The organism is Streptomyces sp. NPDC088097 (genome assembly GCF_044741845.1).
GTDB lineage: Bacteria > Actinomycetota > Actinomycetes > Streptomycetales > Streptomycetaceae > Streptomyces.
In genome coordinates this window covers 46,637-70,896 of sequence record NZ_JBIUTJ010000007.1, presented here as the reverse complement: position 1 = coordinate 70,896, position 24,260 = coordinate 46,637, and the positions used below count along the sequence as shown (strand labels likewise).

The window sequence follows — 24,260 nt, the reverse complement described above, 5'->3', positions numbered from 1 at the left end:
AACATGCGCGTCGAGATCTGGAGCGACATCGCCTGCCCCTGGTGCTACATCGGGAAGGCCCGCTTCACCAAGGGCCTGGCCGAGTTCGCGCACCGCGACGAGGTGGAGGTCGTCTTCCGGTCCTTCGAGCTCGACCCGAACGGCGCCAAGGGCGTCACCGCCCCCGTCCTGGAGATGCTGTCCCGCAAGTACGGACGCACCCTCGACGAGGCGCGCGGCATGGAGGAGAACGTCGCGGCGAGCGCGCGCGCCGAAGGGCTGGAGTACCGGACCGAGGGCCGCCTCCACGGCAACACCTTCGACGTCCACCGCCTGCTGCACCTGGCCGCCGCCCGGGGCCGCCAGGAGGAGCTGCTGGACCTCGCCTTCCGCGCCAACTTCGCCGAGGAGCGCTCCGTCTACGAACCGGAGGCGCTGCTCGCCCTCGCCGTCGAGGCCGGCCTCGACGGGGCCGAGGCCGCCGCCGTCCTGGCCGACGACTCCGCCTACGCGGACGAGGTGCGGGCCGACGAGCGCGAGGCGTCCGAACTCGGCGCCAACGCGGTGCCGTTCTTCGTGTTCGACCGCCGCTACGGCATCTCCGGCGGGCAGCCGGCCGAGGTGTTCACCCAGGCCCTCGAACAGGCCTGGGCGGGCCGCGAGCCGGCCGCCCCGGCCGAGACCGCCGACGCCTGCGAGCCCGACGGAGCCTGCGCGGTCCCCCAGGCCTGACCCGGAGCGGTCCCCGGACGCCCCCACCGAGGGGCGCCCGGGAACCGGCTGCCCGAGGATGGATTTCGGGCCGGCCGCGGCGCAGAGCGCGTGGAACGTCCGCTCTCCGCCCTGGAGAGCCGAGTTCGCGCACACCACCACCTACCTCGACACCGCCACCCCCGGCGTCCTCCCGCGCGCAGCCGTCGCGCAGGTCCGCGCCCTGGCCGAGGCGGCCGGCGCCGGAGTGGCCGCCGGATTCGGCGACTTCGACCGGGTCGACCGGGTATGCGAGGCCTTCGCCCGCCGATCGGCGTCGCCCCCGGCCGGGTGGCCACCGGCTCGGCCGTCGCCACCCACGTCGGCCTGATCGCGGCCGGCCTCCCCGCCGGAGCCGAAGTCCCCGTCCCCGAGGGTGACTTCGTCTCCGCGATGAACCCCTTCGTGGTCCGCGGCGACCTCGCCGTCCGCTTCGCCCCGCTGGAGCGGCCCGCCGAATCCATCGGCCCCGCCACGGCCCTGGTCGCGCGGAGCGCCGTACCGTCCCCGGACGGACGGACGGACGGACGCGTCGCCGACCTCGCCGGGCCTCGTGGACCGCCGGCCCGCACTCCTCGCGGCCGGCGGCGCCACCGCCGCCCTGGCGGGGGCCCCGCGCGCCTCGTTCCACCTCTACGACACCGGGGCCGACGTCGACCGCCTGCCGGCCGCCCTCGGCACCTGACCCCGCGGGCGGGGCGGGCCCCGACCTACGCCCAGACCGCCGCGGCCGCCGACAGGGCCGGCTCCGGGTCGCTGCCCAGCGCCGCCGCGAGGGCTTCGAGGGCGGTGGCGACCGCCTCGGGGGAGGCCGCCGGGCCGTAGTGGTTGACCCGGACCATCTCCCCGGCCAGTGCACCGCCACCCGCCGCGAGCACGGCCGACGGCCGCGCCGCCAAGGCCTTGCCGACCACCGCGGAGGCGTCCGCCACCCGCAGCGTGGTCGCCACCGGAGCCGCCTCGGCCGCGTCGGAGACCCACGGGGCGATGCCGAGGGCGGCGGCTCCCGCCCGGGTGGCCCGCGCCGCGGACCCGTGGCGGGCCAGGACCCCGTCCAGGCCCTCGGCCGAGATCCGGTCCAGGCAGGCCTCCAACGCCAACATCTCCAGCTGCGCGGGCGCGTGCAGCAGCGCCTTGCGGCCGCCGTCGATCCAGCGTTCCTTCCAGTCCAGCAGCGAGAGGTACGAGCGGCGCGGGGCCGCCGGATTCTCGGCGAACCGGGCCCAGGCGCGGTCCGACACCGACACCGCCGAGACGCCCGCCGGGCCACCCATCGCCTTCTGCGCGCCGATCACGCACAGGTCCACGCCCCACTCGTCCGGCAGCAGCGGCTCCGCGCCCACCGAGGCCACCGCGTCCAGCATGAACAGCCCCCCGTGGGCCCGTACGGCCTCGCCGATCTCCGCCACCGGGTTCGTGTTGCCGGTGGCGGCCTCGGCGTGCACCAGCGAGACGAAGTCGATCTCCGGGTGCGCGGCCAGGGCCTCGGCCACCCGCGCGCCCGTCACCGCCGTGTCGAAGGGCACCGCCAGGTCGACGACCCGGGCCCCGGCGTCGCGCAGCCAGTTGCCGAAGGTGGTTCCGTAGGGCCCGGTCACGATGTTCAGCGCCGTCGAACCGGGCCGCGCCCCCGAGCGGATGCAGCCCTCCAGCGGAAGCAGTGCCTCGCCCTGGGTGATCACCACGTCCTGCCGGGTACCGAGGAGTTCGGCGACCCCCCGCTCGATCGAGGCGAAGCGCTCGGGGGTGAGCGGCGGAAGGTCCAGGAGGGGGTGGGTCACGGCGGTGCTCTCTTCGTCCGGGGTTTCCGGTCGAGCGTACCCAGGGCGCACGTACAGTGCCGACATGAGTGATCACAACGGTGTGCTCCATGTGAAGGGACGCGTGCTCGTCGGGCCGCACGAGGCGCGCGACGAACTCTGGATCGTCGACGGCCGGATCTCTTACGAGCGGCCCCGCGCCGCCCGCGAGGTCACCACGGTCACCGGCTGGGCCCTGCCCGGGCTCGTCGACGCCCACTGTCACGTCGGCCTCGACGGCCACGGCCCGGTCGACGCCGCGACCGCCGAACAGCAGGCCCTGGCCGACCGGGACGCCGGCACCCTCCTGATCCGCGATGCCGGTTCCCCCTCCGACACCCGCTGGATCGACGAGCGCGAGGACCTCCCGAAGATCATCCGGGCGGGCCGGCACATCGCCCGTACCCGGCGCTACATCCGCAACTACGCCCACGAGATCGAGCCGGCGGACCTGGTCGAGTACGTCGGCCGGGAGGCCCTGCGGGGCGACGGCTGGGTGAAGTTGGTCGGAGACTGGATCGACCGCGAGGTCGGCGACCTGACCGCCTGCTGGCCGCGCGCCGAGGTCGAGGCGGCCATCGCGGAGGCACACCGGCTCGGCGCCCGGGTCACCGCGCACTGCTTCGCGGAGGATTCGCTGCGGGACCTGGTCGAGGCGGGCATCGACTGCGTCGAGCACGCCACCGGCCTCACCGAGGACACGATCCCGCTGTTCGCCGAGCGCGGGGTGGCGATCGTGCCGACCCTGGTCAACATCGCCACGTTCCCGAGGATGGCCGAGGGCGGCGAGGCCAAGTTCCCCCGCTGGTCGGCCCACATGCGCAGGCTGCACGAGCGCCGCTACGACACCGTCCGGGCGGCCTGGGACGCGGGCGTTCCCGTCTTCGTGGGCACCGACGCGGGCGGGTCGCTGCCGCACGGCCTGGTCGCCGCCGAGGTGGCCGAACTGGTCAAGGCCGGGATCCCGCCGCTCGACGCCCTCTCGGCGACGACCTGGGCGGCGCGCGAGTGGCTGGGCCGCCCCGGTCTGACCGAGGGGGAGCCGGCCGACCTCGTGGTCTACGCCGCAGACCCGCGGGCCGACGTACGGGCGCTGGCGCAGCCGGAACGGGTCATCGTCAACGGCACCGTCCGGGCCTGACCGGAGCGGGCCGTCGACCGGGGTGTCCGGTTGACCGGGCGTGACGTCCGGGCGGCGACGATCGTTAGGGATGCCTCGTGGTGGCCGGAAACCGGTCCTTCGATGGGACGGGGGAGAACGCCCGTGCCGCCTGAGGCGTCATAAATCGAATATCTGCATGGAAACCACCCGTTGGGGTGAACTCACCTCAGGTGGCCGCCCGTTCACTCACAGTGCGTAAAGATTTCCAGGGTCGAAGCCGTCGGCGCGCGCAATGTCCCCCATTGGCGGCGCGACGGCGCCCATCTCCCTGGGGGTTCCACCACCTTGAACAGCAATACCTTCCGCATGCCCGCAGCCGTTCTCCTCGCCACGGGAGCGGTCGCGCTCCTCGCCGCGCCGCCCGCCTCCGCCACGGGCGGCGGCGCCGGGCGCCAGGGCAGCTCGGGCGCGGTCGTCCTGCGGGCCGGACTCGACGTGAGCCTGCTCAACAAGGCCGTGAACGTGCCATTGAAGGCCACCCTCAACGAGGTCAGCGCGCCCGAGACGGCCCGCAAGACAGCCCTCGCCGTGACCGTCGAGGGCGCCGAACAGGGCAAGCCCGTCGACGTGTTGAAGGCCGAGGTCGCCACCACCAAGGCCACCGCGGACAAGAACCGGGCCGAAGCCGAGGCGAACCTGGCCCACGCCAAGGTCCACGTGCCGGGCCTGCCCTTCCTCTCCCTCATCGAGCTGCAGGAGGTCACCTCCAAGGCGGTCTGCGAGGCGGGCAAGAAGCCGGTGGCCACCTCGAACGTCCTCGGGCCGGTCACCGCGCTCGGCAAGAAGGTCACCCTCTCGGCCGGCGGCCCCACCAAGGTCGAGGTCCCGGGCGTCGGCCTGGTCAGCCTGGAGCTGTCCGGTACGCAGACCACCTCCACCACGGCCGCCGCCGCGGCGCTCCGCCTCAAGGTGTCGGTCAATCCGCTCAACCTGAACGTGGCCGAGGTCGAGGGCGAGATCGTGCTCGCCGAGGCGCACTGCGAAGCGCCCACCGGCGGCGCCTCGCCCAGCGCCCCGGCGAAGCCCGACGCCAAGCCGCAGACCGCCACCGGTACCGGAACCGCCATCACCACGCAGGCCAACCTCGCCGAGACCGGCGCCGGTTCGGTGACCCCCTACGTGGCGGGCGGCGCGCTGCTCCTGCTCGCCGTCGGCGGGGGCGCGCTGGTCGTGACCCGGCGCGGCAGGGCCTCGTAGGCCGTCCGGCGGGGTTCAGCGGGTCGCGTGCTCCAGCCCCTGGTCGGCCGCTCCGCGCGCGGTCACGGCAGCGGTGACCTCCTGGTCGATGCGGGTGTACTCGGCCCGCTTGGCGGCGGAGAGATCGGCGCCGCCGGCGTCCCCGGCGGCGCAGGAGGCGCACACCACCCGGAAGGGCGGCCCCATGTCCGAGTACTGCGTGAGGTACTCGGCCTTCGTCACCAGCCAGCGCCCCACATGGGTGTCGGAGGGGGAGAAGGTGAACCGGGGGATCGAGGACTGGTTGCCGCGCAGTTTGTCGACCGGGACGAAGGAGGCCACCTGGTCGCCCATCCCGAAGACCACCCAGGTGCCGTTGATCTTCTCGTACGCCTGCGGCACGTGGTTGTGCGTGCCGATGACCAGGTCGATGTCGGGGAGCCCGTCGGTCCCGCGCGAGGCCGTCAACGACTCGGCCAGCTCCCGCTGTTGCCGGTCGGGGGCCGGCTGCCACTCGGTGCCCCAGTGGACGCTGAGCACCACCACGTTCGCACCGGCGGCGCGGGCCGCGCGGGCGTCGGCGATAATCCGCTCCCCGTCGATGAGGTTGACCGACCAGGGCTTGTCCGCGGGGAGCGGGATCCCGTTGGTGCCGTACGTGTACGACAGTTGGGCCACCGCGGCCCCGCCGGCGGAGAGCAGCGCCGGAGCCTTGGACTCCTGCTCGCTGCGGGCCGATCCGACGTGCCGGACACCGACCCGGTCGAGGTGGTCGAGGGTGCGTACGAGGCCGTCCCAGCCGTCGTCGAGGGTGTGGTTCGAGGCGGTGGAACAGCTGTCGTACCCGGCGTCCTTGAGGGCGTCGGCCAACTGGTGCGGCGCCTTGAAGGCGGGGTAGCCGGTGTAGGGGCCGCCGGGCGCCCCGTACGGTATCTCGTGGTGGCACACCGCCAGGTCGGCGGCGGAGACGATCGGCTTGACCCCGGCGAGTATCTTGCGGAAGTCGTAGGTGCCGGCCTGCTCCGCGTCGGCCGCGGACCGCTGGACTATGGACGGGTACGGGATGATGTCGCCCGTCGCCACCAGCGTGAACGGTCTCGCCGTCGGGGCGCTCCCTGCCGGCCGCGAGGGGTCGGGACCGAGCCGCTGTCCGGTGGCCGCCGGGCCGCCGCCGCCCGGGCCGAGCAGCTCCCAGCCGGCGTAGAGTCCGCCGCCGAGCAGCGCGAGCGCGGCCACGGCCGCCCCCGTCCGTCCCCAAGCCTTCAACGCCGCCCCCGTGGTCACCCTGCCGACAGTGCCGTCATGGTAGGCCCGCCCCCGCGGCCCCGCCCCTCCGGCCGGCACGACGGGGCGGCCGGGGGACGGCGGACGGGGGCGGGGCGGCGCCGCGAGGTCAGCGCGCGGTCAGCGCCAGGGCGTGGTCGAGGGCCTGGAGGAGGCGGCCCGTCGTCGCCCGGTCGCGGACCGCCAGGCGCAGCCAGGAGGAGTCCAGCCCCGGGAAGGTGTCCCCGCGCCGGACCGCGAAGCCGAGGGCGCGCAGCCGGGTCCGTACCTCCGCCGCTCCCTCCACCCGGATCAGCACGAACGGCCCCTCGGCGACCCCCGACACCGAGATCTCCTCGAACTCCGCGAGCCCCGCGAGGAGGTGTTCGCGATCCACCACCGTCCGCAGGGCCGCCGCCTCCGCCTCGGCCAACGCGTCCGGGGCCAGGCAGGCCTCCGCCGCCACCAGGGCCGGGCTCGACACCGGCCACAACGGCTGCGCCGCGCCGAGCTTCGCGATCACCTCGGGTTCGGCCAGGACGTAGCCGATCCGCAGTCCCGCCAGCCCCCAGGTCTTCGTCAGGCTGCGCAGCACCACCAGCCCGGGCACGTCCAGCCGCCCCGCCAGGGCCTCCCGTTCGCCCGGGACGGCGTCCATGAAGGCCTCGTCCACCACCAGGATCCGGCCGGGCCGGGCCAGCGAGGCCAGCACGTCGGCCGGGTGCAGGACGGAGGTCGGGTTGGTCGGGTTGCCGATGACCACCAGGTCCGCGTCCTCGGGCACGTCGGACGGGTCCAGCCGGAAACCGTCCGCCGCCCGCAACACCACCCGCTCCACCCGGTGCCCGGCGTCCCGCAGGGCCGCCTCCGGCTCGGTGAACTGCGGGTGCACCACGACGGGCCGTACGCCGCCCAGGGCGCGGGCGATCAGCACGAACGCCTCGGCCGCCCCCGCCGTCAACAGCACCCGCTCGGGCGGCAGCCCGTGCCGCTGCGCCACCGCCGCCCGCGCGGCCCGGCCGTCGGGGTAGGCGGCCAGGGAGCCGAGGCTGTCGGCGATCCGCCGCTTGAGCCACTCCGGCGGGGTGCCCGCCCGTACGTTCACCGCCAGGTCCACGAGGGAGCCGCCCGCGTCCACCACCTCCGCGTCCCCGTGGTGGCGCAGGTCGTGCTCCTGGAAGGTGGCCACGGCGCAGGTCGCCGCCACCGACCGGCGCTTGGGCACGAGGAGTTCCCCGCCGCCCGCGAGCGCCGCCGCCTCCGCCACCGAGGCCGTCCCGGCGGCGTCCCGTACGGCCGACGAGGGGTGCGGCACCTGTATCCGGGCCAGCTCCTGGGCGGAATAGCCGACCAGCGGCACGCCGAAACGTTCCGCCGCGCCGACGATGCCCGCCTCGGACGTCTTCGACTCCACCGTGGCCAGCGCCGACAGGGCGCCGGTGGTCAACCCGGCCCCCCGCAACGTCTCCTCCACCAGCGCGCAGACCTCCGCGACGGAGACCCCCGCCCGCCCGCCGACCCCGACCACCAGCCGCGTCACGTACTCGCCCACCGGGGTCCTCCCTCCGTAGTCACTTGCGTCCGTTTCTCGTCGTCAACACGGTGTCCCCCGCCACCCGCGCGCGGAAGTGCGCGGACGGCCGCCAGTCGGTATTCAGGGGCACATGGCGGTGATCGTTGCGTTGGGCGCGTTCCTGATGACGCTGGCGGGCGGGTGGACGGCACAGCACGTCACCGACCGCCGCCACCTCGTGCTGGGCCTGGCCGGGGGACTGATGCTCGGCGTGGTCGGCCTCGACCTGCTCCCCGAGGCCCTGCACGCGGCCGGGGACGAGGTCTTCGGCGTCCCGCTCGCCCTGCTGCTCTTCGTCGGCGGGTTCCTCGTCGCCCACGTGGGCGAACGGCTGCTGGCCGTGCGCCAGGCCGCGCACGGGGCCGAGGAGGGCGATCGCGTCCCCCAGGTCGGGCTCACGGCGGCGGCCGCGATGGTCGCGCACAGTTTCGCCGACGGGGTGGCGCTGGGCGCCGCCTTCCAGGTCGGCGGGGGGATGGGCGTGGCCGTCGCGCTCGCCGTCATCACCCACGACTTCGCCGACGGGTTCAACACCTACACCCTCACCCGGCTCTACGGGAACGCCCGCCGCAAGGCCCTCGCGATGCTGTTCGCCGATGCGCTGGCCCCCGTCGTGGGCGCGGCGTCCACCCTGCTGTTCACCCTTCCGGAGGAACCGCTCGGGGCGTACCTCGGATTCTTCGGCGGCGTCCTGCTCTACCTGGCCGCCGCCGAGATCCTGCCCGAGGCGCACCACAAGCACCCCGCCCTGTCCACGCTGATGTGCACGGTGGGCGGGGTGGCCGGGATCTGGCTCGTGGTCGGCCTCGCGGACTGAGTTCACCGCCCGGCGGCCCCGGCCGAACCGGCCGCCTGGACGGCCGGGGAGACGGCCCGCGCGGCGGTCCCGGCGACCGGACCGGCCGACGCGGCGGCCGTCGCCGAGGCTCCGAGCGCGCGGACCGCCCCCGCCGCCCAATCTGCCGCCGCCTGCGTGAAGCGCCCGGCCACGGACGGCTGCGCCGCCCAGTGCGTGTGCAGGTAGCTGGCGTGCACCCCGCCCGCCACGAACCCCTCCACGCGCCGCTCCGGATGGGTGAACCCCCAGGCCGGGACCGCTCCCGCGCCCGGCTCCACCACCGTGCGGTGGAACTCGTGCCCGCGCAGCCGGGTGCCGTTCGCGGCGAGGACGCTGTCCGAGACGGCCACCGCGTCCCGGTAGCCCAGGGTCAGCCGCTCCGTCATCCGGGCGTCGGCGTCGAGCACCCCGCACATCGGCTTCCCGTCGAGGCTCCGCGCCAGGTACAGCAGCCCCGCGCACTCCGCCGCGACCGGGCCGCCCGCCCCCGCGAACGCCGCCACGGCCCTGCGCAGCGGCTCGTTCGCCGACAGCTCGGGCGCGTACACCTCGGGGAACCCGCCCCCGATCACCAGGCCGCCCGTGCCCTCGGGCAGGGCCTCGTCCCGCAGCGGGTCGAAGGTGACGACCTCCGCCCCGGCTGCGGTGAGCAACTCCGCGTGCTCGGCGTAGGAGAAGGTGAAGGCCGGTCCGCCCGCGACGGCCACCACGGGCCGCCGCTCCCGGGCCGGTCGGGACTGCTGCGGCCACGGCTCCGGGGACCACGGCTCGCAGTGCAGCGGCGGAGCCGTACGGGCCAGCGCCAGCAGCGCCTCCAGATCGCAGCCGGAGCGCACCTGTTCGGCGAGGGCCGCCACCGAGGCCAGCGCGTCCGCCCGGCGCTCCGCCACCGGGACCAGGCCCAGGTGCCGGGACGGGGTCGCCACCTGCGGGGCCCGCCGGAGCACGCCGAGGACCGGCATTCCGGCCTCCTCCAGCGCCTCGCGCAGCATGACCTCGTGCCGGTCGGAGCCCACCTTGTTGAGGATCACCCCGCCCAGGCGCACCTGGGGGTCGAAGGACGCGAAGCCGTGTGCCAGCGCGGCCACCGAACGGGACTGCGAGGAGGCGTCCACCACCAGCACCACCGGCGCCCGCAGCAGCTTCGCCACCTGCGCCGTCGACGCCAGCTCGCCCCGCCCCGCGGCCCCGTCGTACAGGCCCATCACGCCCTCGACCACGGCCAGGTCGCACCCGGCGGAGCCGTGCGCGAACAGCGGGGCCACCAGCTCCGGGCCGCACATGAAGGCGTCCAGGTTGCGCCCCGGCCGCCCGGTGGCGAGCGCGTGGTAGCCCGGGTCTATGTAATCGGGGCCGGCCTTGTGCGGGGACACGGCGAGGCCGCGCTCCGCGAAGGCCGCCATCAGGCCCGTCGCCACGGTGGTCTTGCCGCTGCCGGAGGACGGCGCGGCGATGACCAGCCGGGGCACGTCGACGGACGTCACCACTCGATGCCCCTCTGGCCCTTCTGACCGGCGTCCATCGGGTGCTTGATCTTGGTCATCTCGGTGACCAGGTCCGCGTACTCCACCAGCTTCTCCGGCGCGTTGCGGCCCGTGATGACCACGTGCTGGGTCCCGGGGCGCCCGCGCAGCACCTCGATGACCTCGTCCACGTCGATCCAGCCCCAGTGCATGGGGTACGCGAACTCGTCGAGCACGTACAGCTTGTGCGTCTCGGCGGCCAGGTCCCGCTTGACCTGCTCCCAGCCCTCCTTGGCCGCCTGCTCGTTGTCGAGCTGGGCGTCGCGCTGGACCCAGGACCAGCCCTCGCCCATCTTGTGCCAGACGACCGGACCGCCCTCGCCGGAGGCGCCCAGCACCTTCAGCGCGTTCTCCTCGCCGACCTTCCACTTCGCCGACTTGACGAACTGGAACACCCCGATCGGCCAGCCCTGGTTCCAGGCGCGCAGCGCCAGCCCGAAGGCGGCCGTCGACTTCCCCTTGCCCGGGCCGGTGTGGACGAACACGAGCGGACGGTTGCGGCGCTGACGTGTCGTGAGTCCGTCGTCCGGAACGACGGACGGCTGTCCCTGCGGCATTACGCGGCCCTCCTGGGGGTGCTGTTGGCGGATGCGGTCGACGTCACCGCGGTACGTACGTTCTTCACGAGCCCGGCCAGCGAGTCGGCCCGCAGCCCGTCCAGGGTCACGGCGGGCCCGCCCAGATCGACGGCCAGCGCCCCGGCCAACCCCAGCCGGACCGGCCCCGACTCGCAGTCCACGACCACCGAGGTGACCCCCTCGGCCGCCAACAGCCGGGCACTGCGCCCCGACAGCTCGCGCGGGTCGCCGCCCAGGGCCCCGGCCGAGGTGGCCCGCCCGTCGGTGACGACCACCAGCAGCGGACGCCGCGAGGGATCCCGCAACCGCTCGATCCGCAGCACCTCGCGGGCCTTGAGCAGCCCGGCGGCCAACGGGGTGCGCCCGCCGGTCGGCAGCTGCTCCAGCCGGGTCGCCGCCGTGTCCACGGAGGAGGTCGGGGGCAGCGCCAGCTCGGCGCCCGCGCCGCGGAAGGTGATCAGGCCGACCTTGTCCCGGCGCTGGTAGGCGTCCAGCAGCAGCGACAGCACGGCACCCTTGACGGCGCTCATGCGCTGCCGGGCCGCCATGGAGCCGGAGGCGTCGACGAGGAAGAGCACCAGGTTCCCCTCGCGGCCCTCCCGGGTGGCCTGGCGCAGGTCGTCCTTGCGCACCACCAGCCCGCGCCCGCTGCGGCCGCGCGCCTTCTGGTGCGGGGCCGCGGCGTGCACGGTCGCCGCCAGGTGCAGCTTCGTCAGGTGCCCCCGGGGCCGCTGGGCCCCGGTGGTCCGGCCGTGTGCCGTCCGGGCGCGCGAACGCCGCCCGGCCGCGCCCTCGCCGAGGCCGGGCACGCTGAGCATCTTGGTGCGGAACGGCTCGGAGGCCCGTACGGCGGCCTGTTCGGGAGCCGGGTTCCCGGGAGCCTCCGGAGCCGGGGGCGCGTCGGCGCCCTCGGGGGAGTCGGCGGCCTCCGGAGCCTCGGGGCCCTCCGGCGCGTGCGCGGGGTCGGGGCCGGGGGAGCCGTCGCCCTGCGGGGGCGTCCCGCCGCCGTCCCCGTCCGGACCGCCGCCGTCGCTGCCGTCGCCGTCGTCGCCTCGGTCGTCCGGCCCCTGCGGCTCCGGGTCGGGCTCGGGCTCCGGCTCGTCGTCCGGGAACTCGTCCAGGATCCGGTCCAGCTTGTCCTCGTCGAGACCGGGGGCGTCGAAGGGGTTGCGCCGGCGCCGGTGGGGGAGGGCCAGCAGGGCGGCCTGCCGGACGTCCTCCTTGAGGACCTCGCTCCGCCCCGCCCACGCGGCCAGGGCCGTCGCGGTACGGGCCATCACGATGTCGGCGCGCATCCCGTCGACCTCGAAGCCGGCGCAGGTCGCGGCGATCCGGAGCAGGGCCGTGTCCCCGAGGGAAACCTGCGGGAGCAGCGCCCGCGCGGCCGTGATCCGGGCGCGTACCGCGTGCTCCTCCTCGTCCCAGCGACCGGCGAAGCCCGCGGGATCGTCCTCGTAGGACAGCCGACGGCGCACCACCTCGACGCGCTGGGCGGGCTCGCGGGAGGCCGCCACCTCGACGGTCAGCCCGAAGCGGTCCAGGAGCTGCGGGCGCAGCTCGCCCTCCTCCGGGTTCATGGTGCCCACCAGCAGGAAGCGGGCGGCGTGGCGCACCGAGACCCCCTCGCGCTCCACGTAGGAGGCACCCATCGCCGCCGCGTCGAGCAGCACGTCCACCAGGTGGTCGTGGAGGAGGTTGACCTCGTCGACGTAGAGGATCCCGCGGTGGGCGTCGGCCAGCAGGCCGGGCTCGAAGGCCTTCACGCCCTCGGCGAGGGCCCGTTCGATGTCCAGGGCGCCGACCAGGCGGTCCTCGGAGGCGCCGACGGGCAGCTCCACCATCCGCGCCGGACGGAAGGCCGAGGCCCCCGCCTCGTGCGGGCCATCGGGGCAGGCCGGATCGGGAGCGGCGGGCGCGCAGCTGAACCGGCAGCCGGGGACCACGTCCACCTGCGGGATCAGCGCGGACAGCGCGCGCACGGCGGTGGACTTCGCGGTCCCCTTCTCGCCGCGCACGAGTACGCCGCCGACCGCCGGGCTCACGGCGTTCAGCAGGAGCGCCAGGCGCAGGTCGCTCTGGCCGACCACTGCGGTGAACGGGTAGGGCGTGCTCATCGGTTGCTCACCTCTGCTGCTGGGCGGGTGTGTGGATCGCGCCGACGGCGCGTCGGGGCGCTCACGGAGCGCCCGGGGGAAGGAAGGGGAGGCCCGAGGGGGCGCCGGACTCGATCAGCCGGAGCAGGGCGTCGGTGTCCGCGTGCTCCGCGATCAGGTCGCCGAGCAGGTCGAGCTGCTCCTCGCGCAGGGCGCCGAACGAGGTGTCGGGGGCCGGGACGAACCGCCGTCCGGCTGCCGCGGCGACCTCCCGCAGGAACGCCCTGCGGAAGCCGTCCGACTCCAGCGAGCCGTGCCAGTGCGTACCCCACACCGCGCCGACCCGGCAGCCGTCCAGGAAGGGGACGCCGCCCAGCACCTCGGCCACGCCGTGGTGGATCTCGTACCCCTCCACCGGCTCGCCGAGCGCCGTTCCGGTCGGCCGGGCCAGGGTCTTCTCCACGGCGAAGCGGACGCGTACGGGCAGCAGGCCGAGGCCCGCCACCGCGCCGGCCTTCGACTCGACCTCGTCCTCGATGTGCTCGCCCAGCAGTTGGAAGCCGCCGCAGACGCCCAGCACCGGACGCCCCTCGGCGGCCCGCCGCACCAGGGCGTCCGCGAGTCCGCGCTCGCGCAGCCAGGCCAGGGCCTTCACCGTGCCGCGCGTACCCGGCACGACGACCAGGTCCGCGTCGGCCAGCTCCTCGGCCCGGTCCACGAACCGCACGACCACGCCCGGCTCGGCGGCCAGCGCGTCGACGTCCGTGAAGTTCGACATCAGCGGCACCGCGCACACCGCGACCCGCAGCACGTCCTCGCCGACCGGCGGCGCCACCACGGACTCGCGCACCGCGCCGCGCAGGGAGACCCGCAGGCCGTCCTCCTCGTCGATGCCCAGACCGTGCCGGAAGGGCAGCACCCCGTAGGTGGCGCGGCCGGTCAGACCGCGCAGCATCTCCATGCCCGGCTCCAGCAGGGACACGTCCCCGCGGAACTTGTTGACCATGTAGCCGGCGATCAGCGACTGGTCCTCGGACGACAGCAGGGCGGTCGTACCGAAGAAGGAGGCGAAGACCCCGCCCCGGTCGATGTCTCCGACGACGACCACCGGGAAGCGCGCGGCCCGCGCGATGCCCATGTTCACGATGTCGGTCCGGCGCAGGTTGATCTCGGCCGGACTGCCCGCCCCCTCGCAGATCACGGCGTCATACGTGCCCCGAAGCTGCTCCAGGCAGTCCGTGACGATGCCGAGCAACTGCTCCTGGCGCCCCCCGTGGTAGCCGCGGGCGCTCATCTCGCCCACCGGCTTGCCCAGCAGCACCACCTGGCTGCTGCTGTCGCTGCCCGGCTTGAGCAGCACCGGGTTCATCAGGGCGGTGGGCTCCACCCGGGCGGCCTGCGCCTGCATGGCCTGGGCCCGGCCGATCTCCGCGCCCTCGCGGGTCACGAAGGAGTTCAGCGACATGTTCTGCGCCTTGAAGGGGGCCACCTTCACGCCCTGGCGGGCCAGCCAGCGGCAGATGCCCGCCGTGACCACGCTCTTGCCCGCGTCGGAGGTGGTGCCGGCGACCAGCAGCCCGCCGCCGCGCCGTGCGCCGCTCATCCGCGTCCCTCTTTCCCGATGCGGCCGGTGGTGCCGGGGATGTTCGTGGTGCCCGTGGTGGGGTGCGGCCCGCCGGCGCGTCGCGCGATCAGCGTCCGGGCCGCCACGCAGACCCCGAGCGACAGCCAGGTGACCCGCCGGGACAGCCGTACGGCCCGCTCGATGTCTGCGACCTCCACGGGCCGCCCGGCCGCGCCGTTCAGCACGGCCCGGTGCTCGACCCGGCCGCCGTAGGCCAGGGTGCCGCCGAGGCGGACGCCGAGCGCTCCGGCGAAGGAGGCCTCCACCGGGCCCGCGTTGGGGCTCGGGTGGGCGGCGGCGTCCGCGCGCCAGGCCCGTACGGCTCCCCGCCGGTCGGGACCGGCGGCGACGGCCGCGAGGGCGGTCAGCCGGGCCCCGGGCCAGCCGGCCAGGTCGTCGAGTCGGGCGGAGGCCCAGCCGTAGCGCAGGTGGCGGGGCGAGCGGTGGCCCACCATCGCGTCGAGGGTGTTCACGGCGCGGAAGGCGAGCAGTCCGGGCACCCCGGCGACGGCTCCCCACACCAGGGCGCCGACCACCGCGTCGGAGGTGTTCTCCGCGACGGACTCCACGACGGCGCGGGCCATCTGCTGCCCGTCCAGGGAGTGCGGGTCGCGCCCGCACAGGTGGGGGAGGCGTTCACGGGCCACCTCGACGTCGCCGGCGGCCAGCGCGCCGCCGATGGCGCGGGCCTCCCGGCCCAGCGAGGTGCCGCCGACGACGGCCCAGGTGGCGGCGGCGGTCAGGGCGACGCGGGCCGCCGCGGGGCGGGACCGCACGGCTCGGGCGGCGAGCAGCCCCGCGGCGGCGGCGCCCCCGGCGCACACCGCGGTGTGCAGGAGGCCCCGGGCGCGGTCGTCGCGCCACAGGGCGCGTTCGACGGCGGCGGCGGCTCGTCCGAAGGCGGCCACGGGGTGCCCTCGGCGCGGATCCCCGAGGATCCGGTCGCCGATCAGCCCCGCCGTGGCGCCGTACGCGAAGACGCGATCGGCACGCATGGTGGCAGGTATGTCCTCACTCAGGGTCCGCGCCCTGGTTCGACGTGTCCGGCGGTGAGAGTTCCTGGCTCCCGGGACCCGCGCACGCGCCGCGTGCGCTCCCCGGTGACAGTGGCGGGACCGCGCCGGATTCGCACCGGACTTCCTCTTCATGCCGCCGTATTGGCTCGGGCAGTCCACCACGGCCCGCGAACGCCCGTCAACTTGCTGTTGACCTGCGGGGGAGACGCGGAACGGGGACGTGCGGCGGGTGGGACGGCCGGGAGCAAGCGAAAGCTCCCTCCGGCGGACCGGAGGGAGCCTTCGTCGTGCGGTGTCAGCTGACGATCAGGTAGATCGCGTACGCCACGGCGCCCGCGCACAGCGCGAAGCAGACGTACGCGCCACTGCGGGCCACGGTGGCGGCCCCGCCCTGCTCGGTGGCGGCCTCGTGCTTGGAGAGGCCCACCAGACCCAGGGTGAACAGGGTCACGAGCGCGACGGTGGCGGAGAGGCTGACGCCGAAGACGGAGCCGAGCGCTTCCCAGTCGATGTTCATGCTGCCGTTACCTCAGTCGTTCTCGGGGTCAGACCGCGGCGGCCGGCGCCGCGGGGGCGGCCGGATTCGCCGTGGCGGCCGGGATGGTGGCCCGCAGGGCTTCGTCGGTCACCGCGGAGGTCGTGCCCGCGGCGTTCGTGCCCGCGGTGTTCGTGCCCGCGGTGGGCGGCACGGCGACGGCGGCGATGGCGGTGGTGACGACACCGGGCTGCTCGGCGGGAGCGGCCCCGGAGGCGGCGGACTCGCCGTCGACCTCGTTGACGTTGGTGTGGTCGACGACCTGGCGACGGGAGATCAGCCAGATGGCGAGGCAGGAGGCGACCAGGAAGACCGCGACCGCGGCGACGCCCACGTCACCGGTCCGCATGACCAGTTCGGCCAGCGAGGCCACCAGGGCGGCGGCCGGCAGGGTCAGGCCCCACGCGATGAACATGCGGCTCGCGGTGGACCAGCGGACCACACCGCCCTTGCGGCCGAGGCCCGCGCCCATCACCGCGCCGGAGCAGGCGTGGGTGGTGGAGAGGGAGAAGCCGAGGCTGGAGGAGGCCAGGATGACGCTGGCGGCCGAGGTCTGGGCGGCGAAGCCCTGCTGCGGCTGCAGGTCGGTGAGGCCGCTGCCCATGGTGCGGATGATGCGCCAGCCGCCCAGGTAGGTGCCCATCGCGATGGCCATGCCGGCGGAGACGATGACCCACACCGGCGGGTTCGAGCCGGGCGCGAGCGCGCCTCCGGCGACGAGTGCCAGAGTGATGATGCCCATCGTCTTCTGGGCGTCGTTGGTGCCGTGTGCGAGGGAGACCAGACTGGCCGAGGCGATCTGACCGGCGCGGTAGCCCTTGGCCGAGGTCTTCTTGCCGACCTGGCCGTTGAGCTTGTAGGTCACCTTGGTCGCGAGCATCGCGGCCAGGCCGGCGACGATCGGCGCGGCGATGGCCGGGATCAGCACCTTGGTGACGACGACGTCACCGTTGACGGCGCCCATGCCGGCGGAGGCGACGGCCGCACCGATCAGGCCGCCCATCAGGGCGTGCGAGGAACTGGAGGGCAGGCCGACCAGCCAGGTGACGAGGTTCCAGAGGATCGCGCCGACCAGGGCGGCGAAGATCACTTCCGGTTGGATGCCCTCTTCGTTGACGAGCCCCTTGGAGATCGTCTTGGCGACCTCCACGGACATGAACGCGCCGACGAGGTTGAGCACGGCGGACATGGCCACCGCCGTCTTGGGCTTGAGAGCGCCGGTCGAGATGGTGGTGGCCATCGCGTTGGCCGTGTCGTGGAAACCGTTCGTGAAGTCGAACACGAGAGCGGTGATGATCACGATCCCGAGGAGAAGCGTTACGTGCTCCATTTACCCAGGCTTCTGTTTGACGTCAGTGGCTCGGCGACCGTAGGCAACCTGGATGAACGGAAGATGAACTGCCCGGGGTCTTGTGGTGTCTCGGCCAGAGGCCTGATCGAGACCTTCGTCCCGATTCTGTCGTAGATATATCGATTAATGCACGTCAAAGCCGGGTGAACGAACCCCTCCGCGCGGGCCCTTCGGCCGGGCGGCACCCCCGCCGGGCGGTCGGAAAGAGACCCAGATCACTCCCTGGGCCCTCAGGGCGCAACCGCCCCGTCGTCCCCACCCCGTGGACCCCTCCGGGTGGCCCCCGCGCCGCCCCGCCCCGAGACTGGAGCCGTGCGTACCGCGACAGCGACGGCAGCGGCCGTCACCACGACCCTGATCGGCGCCGGAGCGGCGGCCGTCGCGGCGGGCCGGTACGCCGCCGGCGCCGCCCTGCGACCGCGGCCCGGGCGCCCGCTCCCCGGCGGACACCGCCTCGTCGTCCACTCCGCGGACCCCGGCCGGGTGGTCCTGACCCGCTCCCTGGCCTCCCTGCGCCCGGGCACCCACGGACTGGACGGCCCGGGGATGCACGCGGTGGTCGGCCCGGTCCTCGCCGACGCCGAGAACTCCCCGGACACCGTCGTGCGCCGGCTCCTCGCCGTCACTCACGGCAGCCTCCACCCCGGCACCCGGGTCACGCTCACCCCCCAGGTGTACCTGGGCAACCCGCGCACCGCCCTCGGCCTCGACCACGCCGACGTGGACGTCCCCGGCGAGCTGGGCCCGCTGCCCGCCTGGTTCGTGCCCGCATCCCGGGACACCTGGGTCATCACCGTGCACGGGCTCGGCGCCGGCCGGGAGCACCCGATGGTGGTCATGCCCTTCCTGCACCGCCACCACCTGCCCGTGCTCGACCTCGCCTACCGGGGCGACCTCGGCGCCCCCGCCTCCCCGGACGGCCTCGGCCACTTCGGCGAGTCCGAGTGGCGCGACCTGGACGCCGCCATCCGCTACGCCCTGCGCTACGGGGCCCGGCGCGTGATCCTGCACGGCTGGTCCACCGGAGCCGCCATGGCGCTGCGCGCCGTCGAGCGCTCCGCCCTGGCCGACCGGATCTCCGGGGTCGTGCTGGACTCGCCCGTCCTGGACTGGCGCACGACCCTGCGCGCCCTGCTCGCCGCCCGTCACACCCCCGCCCCGCTGATCCCGCTCGCCGTCCGGGCCGCAGAGAGCCGCGCGGGGCTGCGCGCCGAACGGCCGGCGCCGGGCGCGGACCCCGGCGCGCTGCGGGTCCCCGTCCTCCTCATCCACGGTCCCGACGACACCCTCGCCCCCTGGGGCCCCTCCCGCCGGCTGGCCGCCGCCCGCCCCGATCTCGTCACCCTGCACCCGGTCAAGGGCGCCGGCCACGGGGCGATGTGGAACGCCGATCCGGCCGGGTACGAGGAAGCGTTGCGCCGTTTCCTGACCCCTCTGATGTGAAGGGCCTGTGGCGGAGGGGGCCCGGTGGGGGGTTTGTCCCGGTTCCTTCACCCCGTGACCTGTGGAAACGACCCGTTCCGTTTGGGCTTTCGGCCAGTGACGGGCGAGACTGCTTCCGTGACGTCCCGAAAGCCTGATGAGCAGTTGGCTCGCGACTCCAGACTCCGACTCGTCTCCCCGCGCTCCGTCGCCACGGCGCGCAAGGCGGTGACCGACCGGCGAACCCGGCCGACTCCCCGGCCCCCGGCGGGCACCCCCGCCACGGCGGACCTGGCGAACAGGGCCCGAACCTCCCTCGCCGACGCGGTACGGCTGGCCCGCTGGGCCGAGCTGAACCTCGGCGCGGGCGACGGCGGGCGGCCCGCCCCGGCGGGGGCCCTGCCCACCGCCGACGTCGAACGGGCCTCCGCCGGCCTGGGCCTGACACACGGCCAGATCCGCGTGGGCTGGGACCGTGCCCGCCTCTCCGGCCTCGTCGAGGTCCACGGCGGCCACGCGCGCCCCGGCTGGCGCCTGCGGGCCTGGGACCGGGACGACACCGCCGTGCTCCGCGGCTGGGTCGCCCTCTTCGACGCCTGGTCGCTGGTCCACCCGGCCCCCGCCGACATCGCCCCCTGGGCCGTCGCCGAGGTGGTCGAGGCCATGCCCCAACTCCTCTCGCTGCTCCAGTTGTCGGCCGGTCCGGTGACCGTCCCGGACCTGCTGGACCTCCTCGACAAGCGGGTCGCCGAACTGCGCGACGAGCGCTGCGAGGTGCCCTACGGCCCGGAACCCGCCCCGCTCTCCGCCGACACCCGGCCGGTGCCGCTGGCCCGCCTGCTGCGCTGGGCGCTCGGCGGACTCGCCGCCGTGGACGCCGTCACCCTCGGCCCCGCGCGGGCCACCCTGACCCCCCTCGGCAGTTGGGCCGTCTGGGTCAAACTGGAACAGATCTGCGTCGCCGCCCAGAGCCCCGCCGGGAACATCGAGCAGTCCGCCGCGGCCATGCTGCGCGGCTGCGCCCGACTCACCCCGGGCCCGGCCCGCGCCGAGTACCAGGCCTGGCTCGCCGCCCGGCCCGTCGGCCATGCCGTGAGCGAGCTGCTGCAAGCGGCCCGGGGCGAGGACGCGCTGCTGCGCGGACTGGCCTTCGAGGCCCTGCGCGTGGTCGGCGCCCCCGCCGAGCCCGAGGTGCGCGCGGCCGTACGGGATCCCGCGCTGCGGCCCTACGCCCTGCTCTGGCTGGCCGTGCACGACGGGGTGGACCCCGACGAGGCCCAGCACGTACTGACCCCGGAGGAGTCCACCTGGCTCTGGGTGGACACGGCCGCGGCCATCGCCGACCACGGGGAGGCGGACCTGCTGGCCCGCCACCTCGACTCGGCGGTCCGCACCACCGTCCCCCGGCTGCTGGACGAGGTCCGCGCGGTCGGCCACCCGCGCACCGTCCAGGTCCTGGTCGCGCTGGCCGCCGCCCACCCCGACCCGGCCCTCGCCAAGGCCGTCCGCCGGGCCGCCTTCCAGGTCCACACCGGCGGCGTCTAGGTCGCCCACCAAGATCCGGAAGAGACGGCCCAGGTCGTCCCTTCCGGACCGTGCCGGGCGCCGGACCGCCGCCCGGCACCTCGTGCGCGCCACCGGCTCACAGCTGCGGCGCGTACGTCCCGAAGCTCCAGACGTTGCCCTCGGTGTCGCGGGCCATGTAGTCCCGCGAGCCGTAGTCCTGGTCGGTGGGCTCCATCAGGATCTCCACCCCGTGCTCCGCGGCCCGCCGGTGGTGGGCGTCCACGTCGTCGACCACGACGTAGACCCCCGCCGGTCCGGCGCTCTCCATGACCGTGTCGAACTGCCCGCCGCGGCCCTTGCTGCCGAGCATCACCACGCCGTTGCCGTACGACAGTTCCGCGTGCATCACGACTCCGTCGTCCCCCTCGTACACGGCGAGCCGGGTGAAGCCGAACGCCTCGGTCAGCTGTCGGACCGCCGCCTTCGCGTCGCGGTAGAGCAGGGTCGGAAAGACGGTCGGAACGCCTGCCATGACGATCACTCCCTCTCGTGCGCATGAGCGTGTGACTCACGACACAGCATGGCAGGGAGCGCCGACCGTCAGCGGAAGGTGTTGCACTGGGCCATGTCGCCCGTGCGGTAGCCCTGGTAGAACCACTGCTGGCGCTGCTGGGCCGAGCCGTGGGTCCAGGACTCCGGGGTGACCCGGCCCTGGAACTTCTCCTGGATCCGGTCGTCGCCCACCGCTGCCGCCGCGTCCAGGCCGTCGCGGATGTCCTGGTCGGTCAGGCTGGTGATCAGCGGCCGGCCGGTGGTCTTGTCCGGGGTCCTCGTCGCGTTGTGCGCCCACACCCCGGCGTAGCAGTCGGCCTGGAGCTCCACCTTGACCGCGTTGCTGTTCGCGCCCTGTTGGCCGTCCTGGGCCCGCTGGAGGGTTCCGGTCAGGTTCTGGATGTGGTGCCCGTACTCGTGGGCCACCACGTAGGCCTGGGCGAAGGGGCCGCCGCTCGCGCCGAACTTCGTGCGCAGCTCGTCGAAGAACCCCAGGTCGAGGTAGACCTGCCGGTCGCCGGGACAGTAGAAGGGGCCCACCGCCGCCGTGGCCGCGCCGCAGGCGGTGTTCACCCGGCCGGTGAAGAAGACCGTGGACGCCGGGCTGTACTGGCCGCCCCGCTTTTGGAACTCCTGCTTCCAGAAGTCCTGGGTGCTGTTCACCACGGCCACCAGTCGACAGTCCTCGCGCGCGTTGGCGTCCGCCCCGGTCTTGCAGGTCTGCTGCACCTGGGCGATGGAGGACGAGGTCGCGGACGGCTCCGGACTTCCGTCGGACAGGCCCAGCTGATCCGGCCCCACCCCGAAGAGCAGGCCCAACACCAGGGCGAGCAAGCCGACGATGCCGCCACCGACCGTGGCCCTGCCACCGGGGATGCGACTGCCGCGGACGTCCTTGACCTCGGAAGTGTCCAGATTGGCATCGTCGTCGAACTGCATACCGCACCGCCCTCGCATCCACGTGTCCGCCCCTGCGGCGAGTATCAACCCCTTCATCCTCTTACGTGCCCCGACCGGGCCGCCGCACCCGTGGGCCGAACGGGCGACGGGAGCCCTCGGAAAGTGGTTGCGCACCCCCGGTAGAATGGCTCCCATGGGACATCTCCTCGCGGATTAGCGACGTCGAAGAACGCGCGTCCTGCCCCCCTCTCGCCGTCCACCGTCCTGGAGCATTTCCGTGATCACCGCCACCGGCATCGAGCTGCGCGCCGGCGCCCGCATCCTCATCGAGTCCGCTTCCTTCCGCATCGCCAAGGGCGATCGCATCGGCCTCGTCGGCCGCAACGGAGCGGGCAAGACCACCCTCACCAAGTGCCTGGCCGGCGAAGGTCTGCCCGCCGCCGGCTCCATCACCCGATCCGGTGAGGTCGGCTACCTCCCGCAGGACCCCCGCACCGGGGACCTCGACGTGCTGGCCCGCGACCGGATCCTCTCCGCCCGCGGCCTCGACGTGCTCATCAAGAAGATGCGCATGAACGAGGAGCGCATCGCCACCGGCTCCGGCGGCACCCGCGACAAGGCCATGAAGCAGTACGAACGCCAGGAGACCGAGTTCCTGACCAAGGGCGGGTACTCCGCCGAGGCGGAGGCGGCCACCATCTCGGCCGCCCTCGGCCTGCCCGACCGCGTCCTCGGCCAGCCGCTGCACACCCTCTCCGGTGGTCAGCGCCGCCGCGTGGAGCTGGCCCGGATCCTCTTCTCGGACGCCGACACCCTGCTCCTCGACGAGCCCACCAACCACCTCGACGCCGACTCGATCGTCTGGCTGCGCGACTACCTGAAGAACTACCGCGGCGGCTTCATCGTGATCTCCCACGACGTCGACCTGGTCGAGACGGTCGTCAACAAGGTGTTCTACCTGGACGCCAACCGCGCGCAGATCGACGTCTACAACATGGGCTGGCGGCTCTACCAGCAGCAGCGCGAGGCCGACGAGAAGCGCCGCAAGCGCGAGCGCCAGAACGCCGAGAAGAAGGCCGCCGCGCTGAACTCGCAGGCCGACAAGATGCGCGCCAAAGCCACCAAGACCGTCGCCGCGCAGAACATGGCCAAGCGCGCCGACCGGCTGCTCGCGGGCCTGGACGCGGTCCGCGTCTCCGACAAGGTCGCCAAGCTCCGCTTCCCGGACCCGGCGCCCTGCGGCAAGACCCCGCTGACCGCCGAGGGCCTGTCGAAGTCGTACGGATCGCTGGAGATCTTCACCGACGTCGACCTGGCCATCGACAAGGGCTCGCGCGTGGTCATCCTCGGCCTCAACGGCGCCGGCAAGACCACCCTGCTGCGACTGCTCTCGGGCACCGAGAAGCCCGACACCGGCTCGGTCGTGCCCGGCCACGGCCTCAAGCTCGGCTACTACGCCCAGGAGCACGAGACCCTGGACCCGGAGCGCTCGGTCCTGGAGAACATGCGCTCCTCCGCCCCCGACCTGGACCTGGTCTCCGTCCGCAAGACGCTCGGCTCGTTCCTCTTCTCCGGCGACGACGTGGACAAGCCCGCGGGCGTGCTCTCCGGCGGCGAGAAGACCCGTCTGGCCCTGGCCACCCTGGTCGTCTCCTCGGCGAACGTGCTGCTGCTCGACGAGCCCACCAACAACCTCGACCCGGCCAGCCGCGAGGAGATCCTCGGCGCGCTGCGCACGTACAAGGGCGCGGTCATCCTCGTCACCCACGACGAGGGCGCGGTGGAGGCCCTGGAGCCGGAGCGGATCATCCTGCTCCCGGACGGGGTCGAGGACCTGTGGGGCCCGGACTACCGGGACCTGGTCTCCCTCGCCTGAGCCGCGACCCCCGGATCGACCGTCCCCGATGGTGGTCCCTTGGCCGCTCCAGTTCCTTATGGATCATTCGGCTCAGACGTGATCCATCATCTGAGTGAGACGGTCTCGTACCGTCGCGCGCTCTCCGACGGCCCCGGCCGCGTCCTCCACGGACGCGCGACCGGGGTTTTTCGTTTCCCTCGTCCGGCCCCTGACCTGGCGATTCTCTCCGCAGGCGAAGAAGTGTGACGGAAGTCATGCAGCGGAAGAGAAGATTCCGTTCTGCTGATGTGTCCACCGCGCCGGCATCGGCGCCGTACGGACCTTGCTGAATGGGTGGCCAGGAAGCCGGGGAGGGGTGATCATGAGAAGTCCAGAGCGCACTTCCCATGAGGAGGCACGGGTGGCCGAGACTCTGAAGAAGGGCAGCCGGGTAACCGGCGCCGCGCGCGACAAGCTCGCGGCAGACCTGAAGAAGAAGTACGACTCCGGGGCGAGCATCCGGGCACTGGCCGAAGAGACCGGCCGGTCCTACGGATTCGTCCATCGGATGCTCAGCGAGTCCGGAGTCACACTGCGAGGTCGCGGAGGCGCGACACGCGGAAAGAAGGCGACTGCGGCCTGACCCCGGCCGAGAGGCCGGGGCCGGCGTCGAAGCCGTCCGACGACAGCTCCACGCTCCAACAGCTCCATGCCCGACATCTCCATGTTCGATGATCGACGTCTTGATGGATCGGCGGAGTCATCCACCCGGTTCTTCGGTGA

The 24,260-nt window shown here is 74.0% G+C and carries 22 protein-coding genes and 1 riboswitch; of the genes, 10 read left to right on the top strand and 12 right to left on the bottom strand.

Translation table 11 applies throughout. The features are described 5' to 3' along the window. The first annotated feature begins 3 nt into the window (after nt 1-3). The 3 genes from ACIOD1_RS21545 to ACIOD1_RS21535 all read left to right on the top strand — a co-directional run bounded on the left by ACIOD1_RS21545 (nt 4) and on the right by ACIOD1_RS21535 (nt 1,414). Nucleotides 4-711: a DsbA family oxidoreductase gene (locus tag ACIOD1_RS21545; RefSeq protein ID WP_365623972.1), complete on the top strand. Its 708-nt coding sequence runs from the start codon at nt 4-6 to the stop codon at nt 709-711. Between the two features lie 58 nt (nt 712-769). Then, entirely contained in the window at nt 770-1,060 is a 291-nt protein-coding gene (locus ACIOD1_RS21540) for a hypothetical protein (RefSeq protein ID WP_401903974.1), read from the top strand. Between the two features lie 222 nt (nt 1,061-1,282). Continuing rightward, nucleotides 1,283-1,414, top strand: coding sequence for a hypothetical protein (locus ACIOD1_RS21535; RefSeq protein WP_401903971.1), 132 nt, complete (start codon nt 1,283-1,285; stop codon nt 1,412-1,414). A gap of 25 nt (nt 1,415-1,439) precedes the next feature. On the opposite strand, the gene ACIOD1_RS21530 is transcribed toward ACIOD1_RS21535, so the two are convergent. Beyond that, nucleotides 1,440-2,510: a pyridoxal-phosphate-dependent aminotransferase family protein gene (locus ACIOD1_RS21530; protein WP_401903969.1), complete on the bottom strand. Its 1,071-nt coding sequence runs from the start codon at nt 2,508-2,510 to the stop codon at nt 1,440-1,442. A 64-nt stretch (nt 2,511-2,574) separates the two neighbouring features. On the opposite strand from ACIOD1_RS21530, the gene ACIOD1_RS21525 reads away from it, so the two are divergent. Further along, nucleotides 2,575-3,669 carry an amidohydrolase family protein gene (locus ACIOD1_RS21525; RefSeq protein WP_401903966.1) on the top strand — a complete coding sequence of 365 codons (1,095 nt, stop codon included), beginning with the start codon at nt 2,575-2,577 and terminating at the stop codon, nt 3,667-3,669. A 306-nt stretch (nt 3,670-3,975) separates the two neighbouring features. Next, complete coding sequence (locus ACIOD1_RS21520; RefSeq protein WP_401903963.1) at nt 3,976-4,887, top strand: SCO1860 family LAETG-anchored protein; 912 nt, start codon at nt 3,976-3,978, stop codon at nt 4,885-4,887. Between the two features lie 15 nt (nt 4,888-4,902). Here the strand turns inward: ACIOD1_RS21520 and ACIOD1_RS21515 are convergent, their stop codons facing one another. Both ACIOD1_RS21515 and cobC read right to left on the bottom strand, forming a co-directional pair. After that, nucleotides 4,903-6,102, bottom strand: a complete 1,200-nt coding sequence (locus tag ACIOD1_RS21515) for a CapA family protein (protein WP_401903961.1) — start codon at nt 6,100-6,102, stop codon at nt 4,903-4,905. Nucleotides 6,103-6,259: 157 nt separating this feature from the next. Further along, nucleotides 6,260-7,681: an Rv2231c family pyridoxal phosphate-dependent protein CobC gene (cobC, locus tag ACIOD1_RS21510; protein ID WP_401903958.1), complete on the bottom strand. Its 1,422-nt coding sequence runs from the start codon at nt 7,679-7,681 to the stop codon at nt 6,260-6,262. A 112-nt stretch (nt 7,682-7,793) separates the two neighbouring features. Here cobC and ACIOD1_RS21505 point away from each other — a divergent pair, with 112 nt between their 5' ends. Further along, the gene (locus ACIOD1_RS21505) at nt 7,794-8,519 is read left to right on the top strand and encodes a ZIP family metal transporter (RefSeq protein ID WP_365623958.1); all 726 of its coding nucleotides are present in this window, start codon (nt 7,794-7,796) and stop codon (nt 8,517-8,519) included. Nucleotides 8,520-8,521: 2 nt separating this feature from the next. On the opposite strand, the gene ACIOD1_RS21500 is transcribed toward ACIOD1_RS21505, so the two are convergent. The 7 genes from ACIOD1_RS21500 to ACIOD1_RS21470 form a co-directional block, all read right to left on the bottom strand. Further along, nucleotides 8,522-10,027 (bottom strand): cobyrinate a,c-diamide synthase, encoded by a 1,506-nt coding sequence (locus ACIOD1_RS21500; RefSeq protein WP_401903955.1) that lies wholly within the window; start codon nt 10,025-10,027, stop codon nt 8,522-8,524. Then, a complete protein-coding gene (gene cobO, locus ACIOD1_RS21495; RefSeq protein WP_365623954.1) occupies nt 10,021-10,620 on the bottom strand; it encodes a cob(I)yrinic acid a,c-diamide adenosyltransferase in 600 nt (199 codons plus the stop codon). The genes ACIOD1_RS21500 and cobO overlap by 7 nt, the downstream gene beginning before the upstream one ends. Further along, a complete protein-coding gene (locus ACIOD1_RS21490) occupies nt 10,620-12,755 on the bottom strand; it encodes a putative cobaltochelatase (protein ID WP_365623952.1) in 2,136 nt (711 codons plus the stop codon). The genes cobO and ACIOD1_RS21490 overlap by 1 nt, the downstream gene beginning before the upstream one ends. 61 nt (nt 12,756-12,816) lie before the next feature. Continuing rightward, nucleotides 12,817-14,337, bottom strand: a complete 1,521-nt coding sequence (locus ACIOD1_RS21485) for a cobyric acid synthase (protein ID WP_401903952.1) — start codon at nt 14,335-14,337, stop codon at nt 12,817-12,819. Beyond that, nucleotides 14,334-15,353, bottom strand: coding sequence for a cobalamin biosynthesis protein (locus ACIOD1_RS21480; RefSeq protein ID WP_401903949.1), 1,020 nt, complete (start codon nt 15,351-15,353; stop codon nt 14,334-14,336). The genes ACIOD1_RS21485 and ACIOD1_RS21480 overlap by 4 nt, the downstream gene beginning before the upstream one ends. A 56-nt stretch (nt 15,354-15,409) precedes the next feature. Continuing rightward, nucleotides 15,410-15,522, bottom strand: a riboswitch (cobalamin riboswitch). A gap of 147 nt (nt 15,523-15,669) precedes the next feature. Then, the gene (locus ACIOD1_RS21475; protein ID WP_365623946.1) at nt 15,670-15,891 is read right to left on the bottom strand and encodes a hypothetical protein; all 222 of its coding nucleotides are present in this window, start codon (nt 15,889-15,891) and stop codon (nt 15,670-15,672) included. Between the two features lie 28 nt (nt 15,892-15,919). Beyond that, entirely contained in the window at nt 15,920-17,239 is a 1,320-nt protein-coding gene (locus ACIOD1_RS21470; RefSeq protein ID WP_401903946.1) for an anion permease, read from the bottom strand. A 333-nt stretch (nt 17,240-17,572) separates the two neighbouring features. On the opposite strand from ACIOD1_RS21470, the gene ACIOD1_RS21465 reads away from it, so the two are divergent. Beyond that, nucleotides 17,573-18,703 (top strand): alpha/beta hydrolase family protein, encoded by a 1,131-nt coding sequence (locus ACIOD1_RS21465; RefSeq protein WP_401903944.1) that lies wholly within the window; start codon nt 17,573-17,575, stop codon nt 18,701-18,703. A gap of 117 nt (nt 18,704-18,820) precedes the next feature. Then, entirely contained in the window at nt 18,821-20,227 is a 1,407-nt protein-coding gene (locus ACIOD1_RS21460) for a hypothetical protein (protein WP_401903941.1), read from the top strand. Nucleotides 20,228-20,324: 97 nt separating this feature from the next. Here the strand turns inward: ACIOD1_RS21460 and ACIOD1_RS21455 are convergent, their stop codons facing one another. Both ACIOD1_RS21455 and ACIOD1_RS21450 read right to left on the bottom strand, forming a co-directional pair. Then, on the bottom strand, nt 20,325-20,720 hold the full coding sequence (locus ACIOD1_RS21455) for a VOC family protein (protein WP_365623940.1): 396 nt from the start codon (nt 20,718-20,720) through the stop codon (nt 20,325-20,327). 68 nt (nt 20,721-20,788) lie between these two features. Continuing rightward, on the bottom strand, nt 20,789-21,679 hold the full coding sequence (locus tag ACIOD1_RS21450; protein ID WP_365623938.1) for a neutral zinc metallopeptidase: 891 nt from the start codon (nt 21,677-21,679) through the stop codon (nt 20,789-20,791). A gap of 238 nt (nt 21,680-21,917) precedes the next feature. Here ACIOD1_RS21450 and ACIOD1_RS21445 point away from each other — a divergent pair, with 238 nt between their 5' ends. Both ACIOD1_RS21445 and ACIOD1_RS21440 read left to right on the top strand, forming a co-directional pair. Beyond that, the gene (locus ACIOD1_RS21445) at nt 21,918-23,516 is read left to right on the top strand and encodes an ABC-F family ATP-binding cassette domain-containing protein (protein ID WP_365623936.1); all 1,599 of its coding nucleotides are present in this window, start codon (nt 21,918-21,920) and stop codon (nt 23,514-23,516) included. Between the two features lie 382 nt (nt 23,517-23,898). Next, nucleotides 23,899-24,120: a helix-turn-helix domain-containing protein gene (locus tag ACIOD1_RS21440; RefSeq protein WP_199883310.1), complete on the top strand. Its 222-nt coding sequence runs from the start codon at nt 23,899-23,901 to the stop codon at nt 24,118-24,120. The last annotated feature ends 140 nt before the right edge of the window (nt 24,121-24,260 follow it).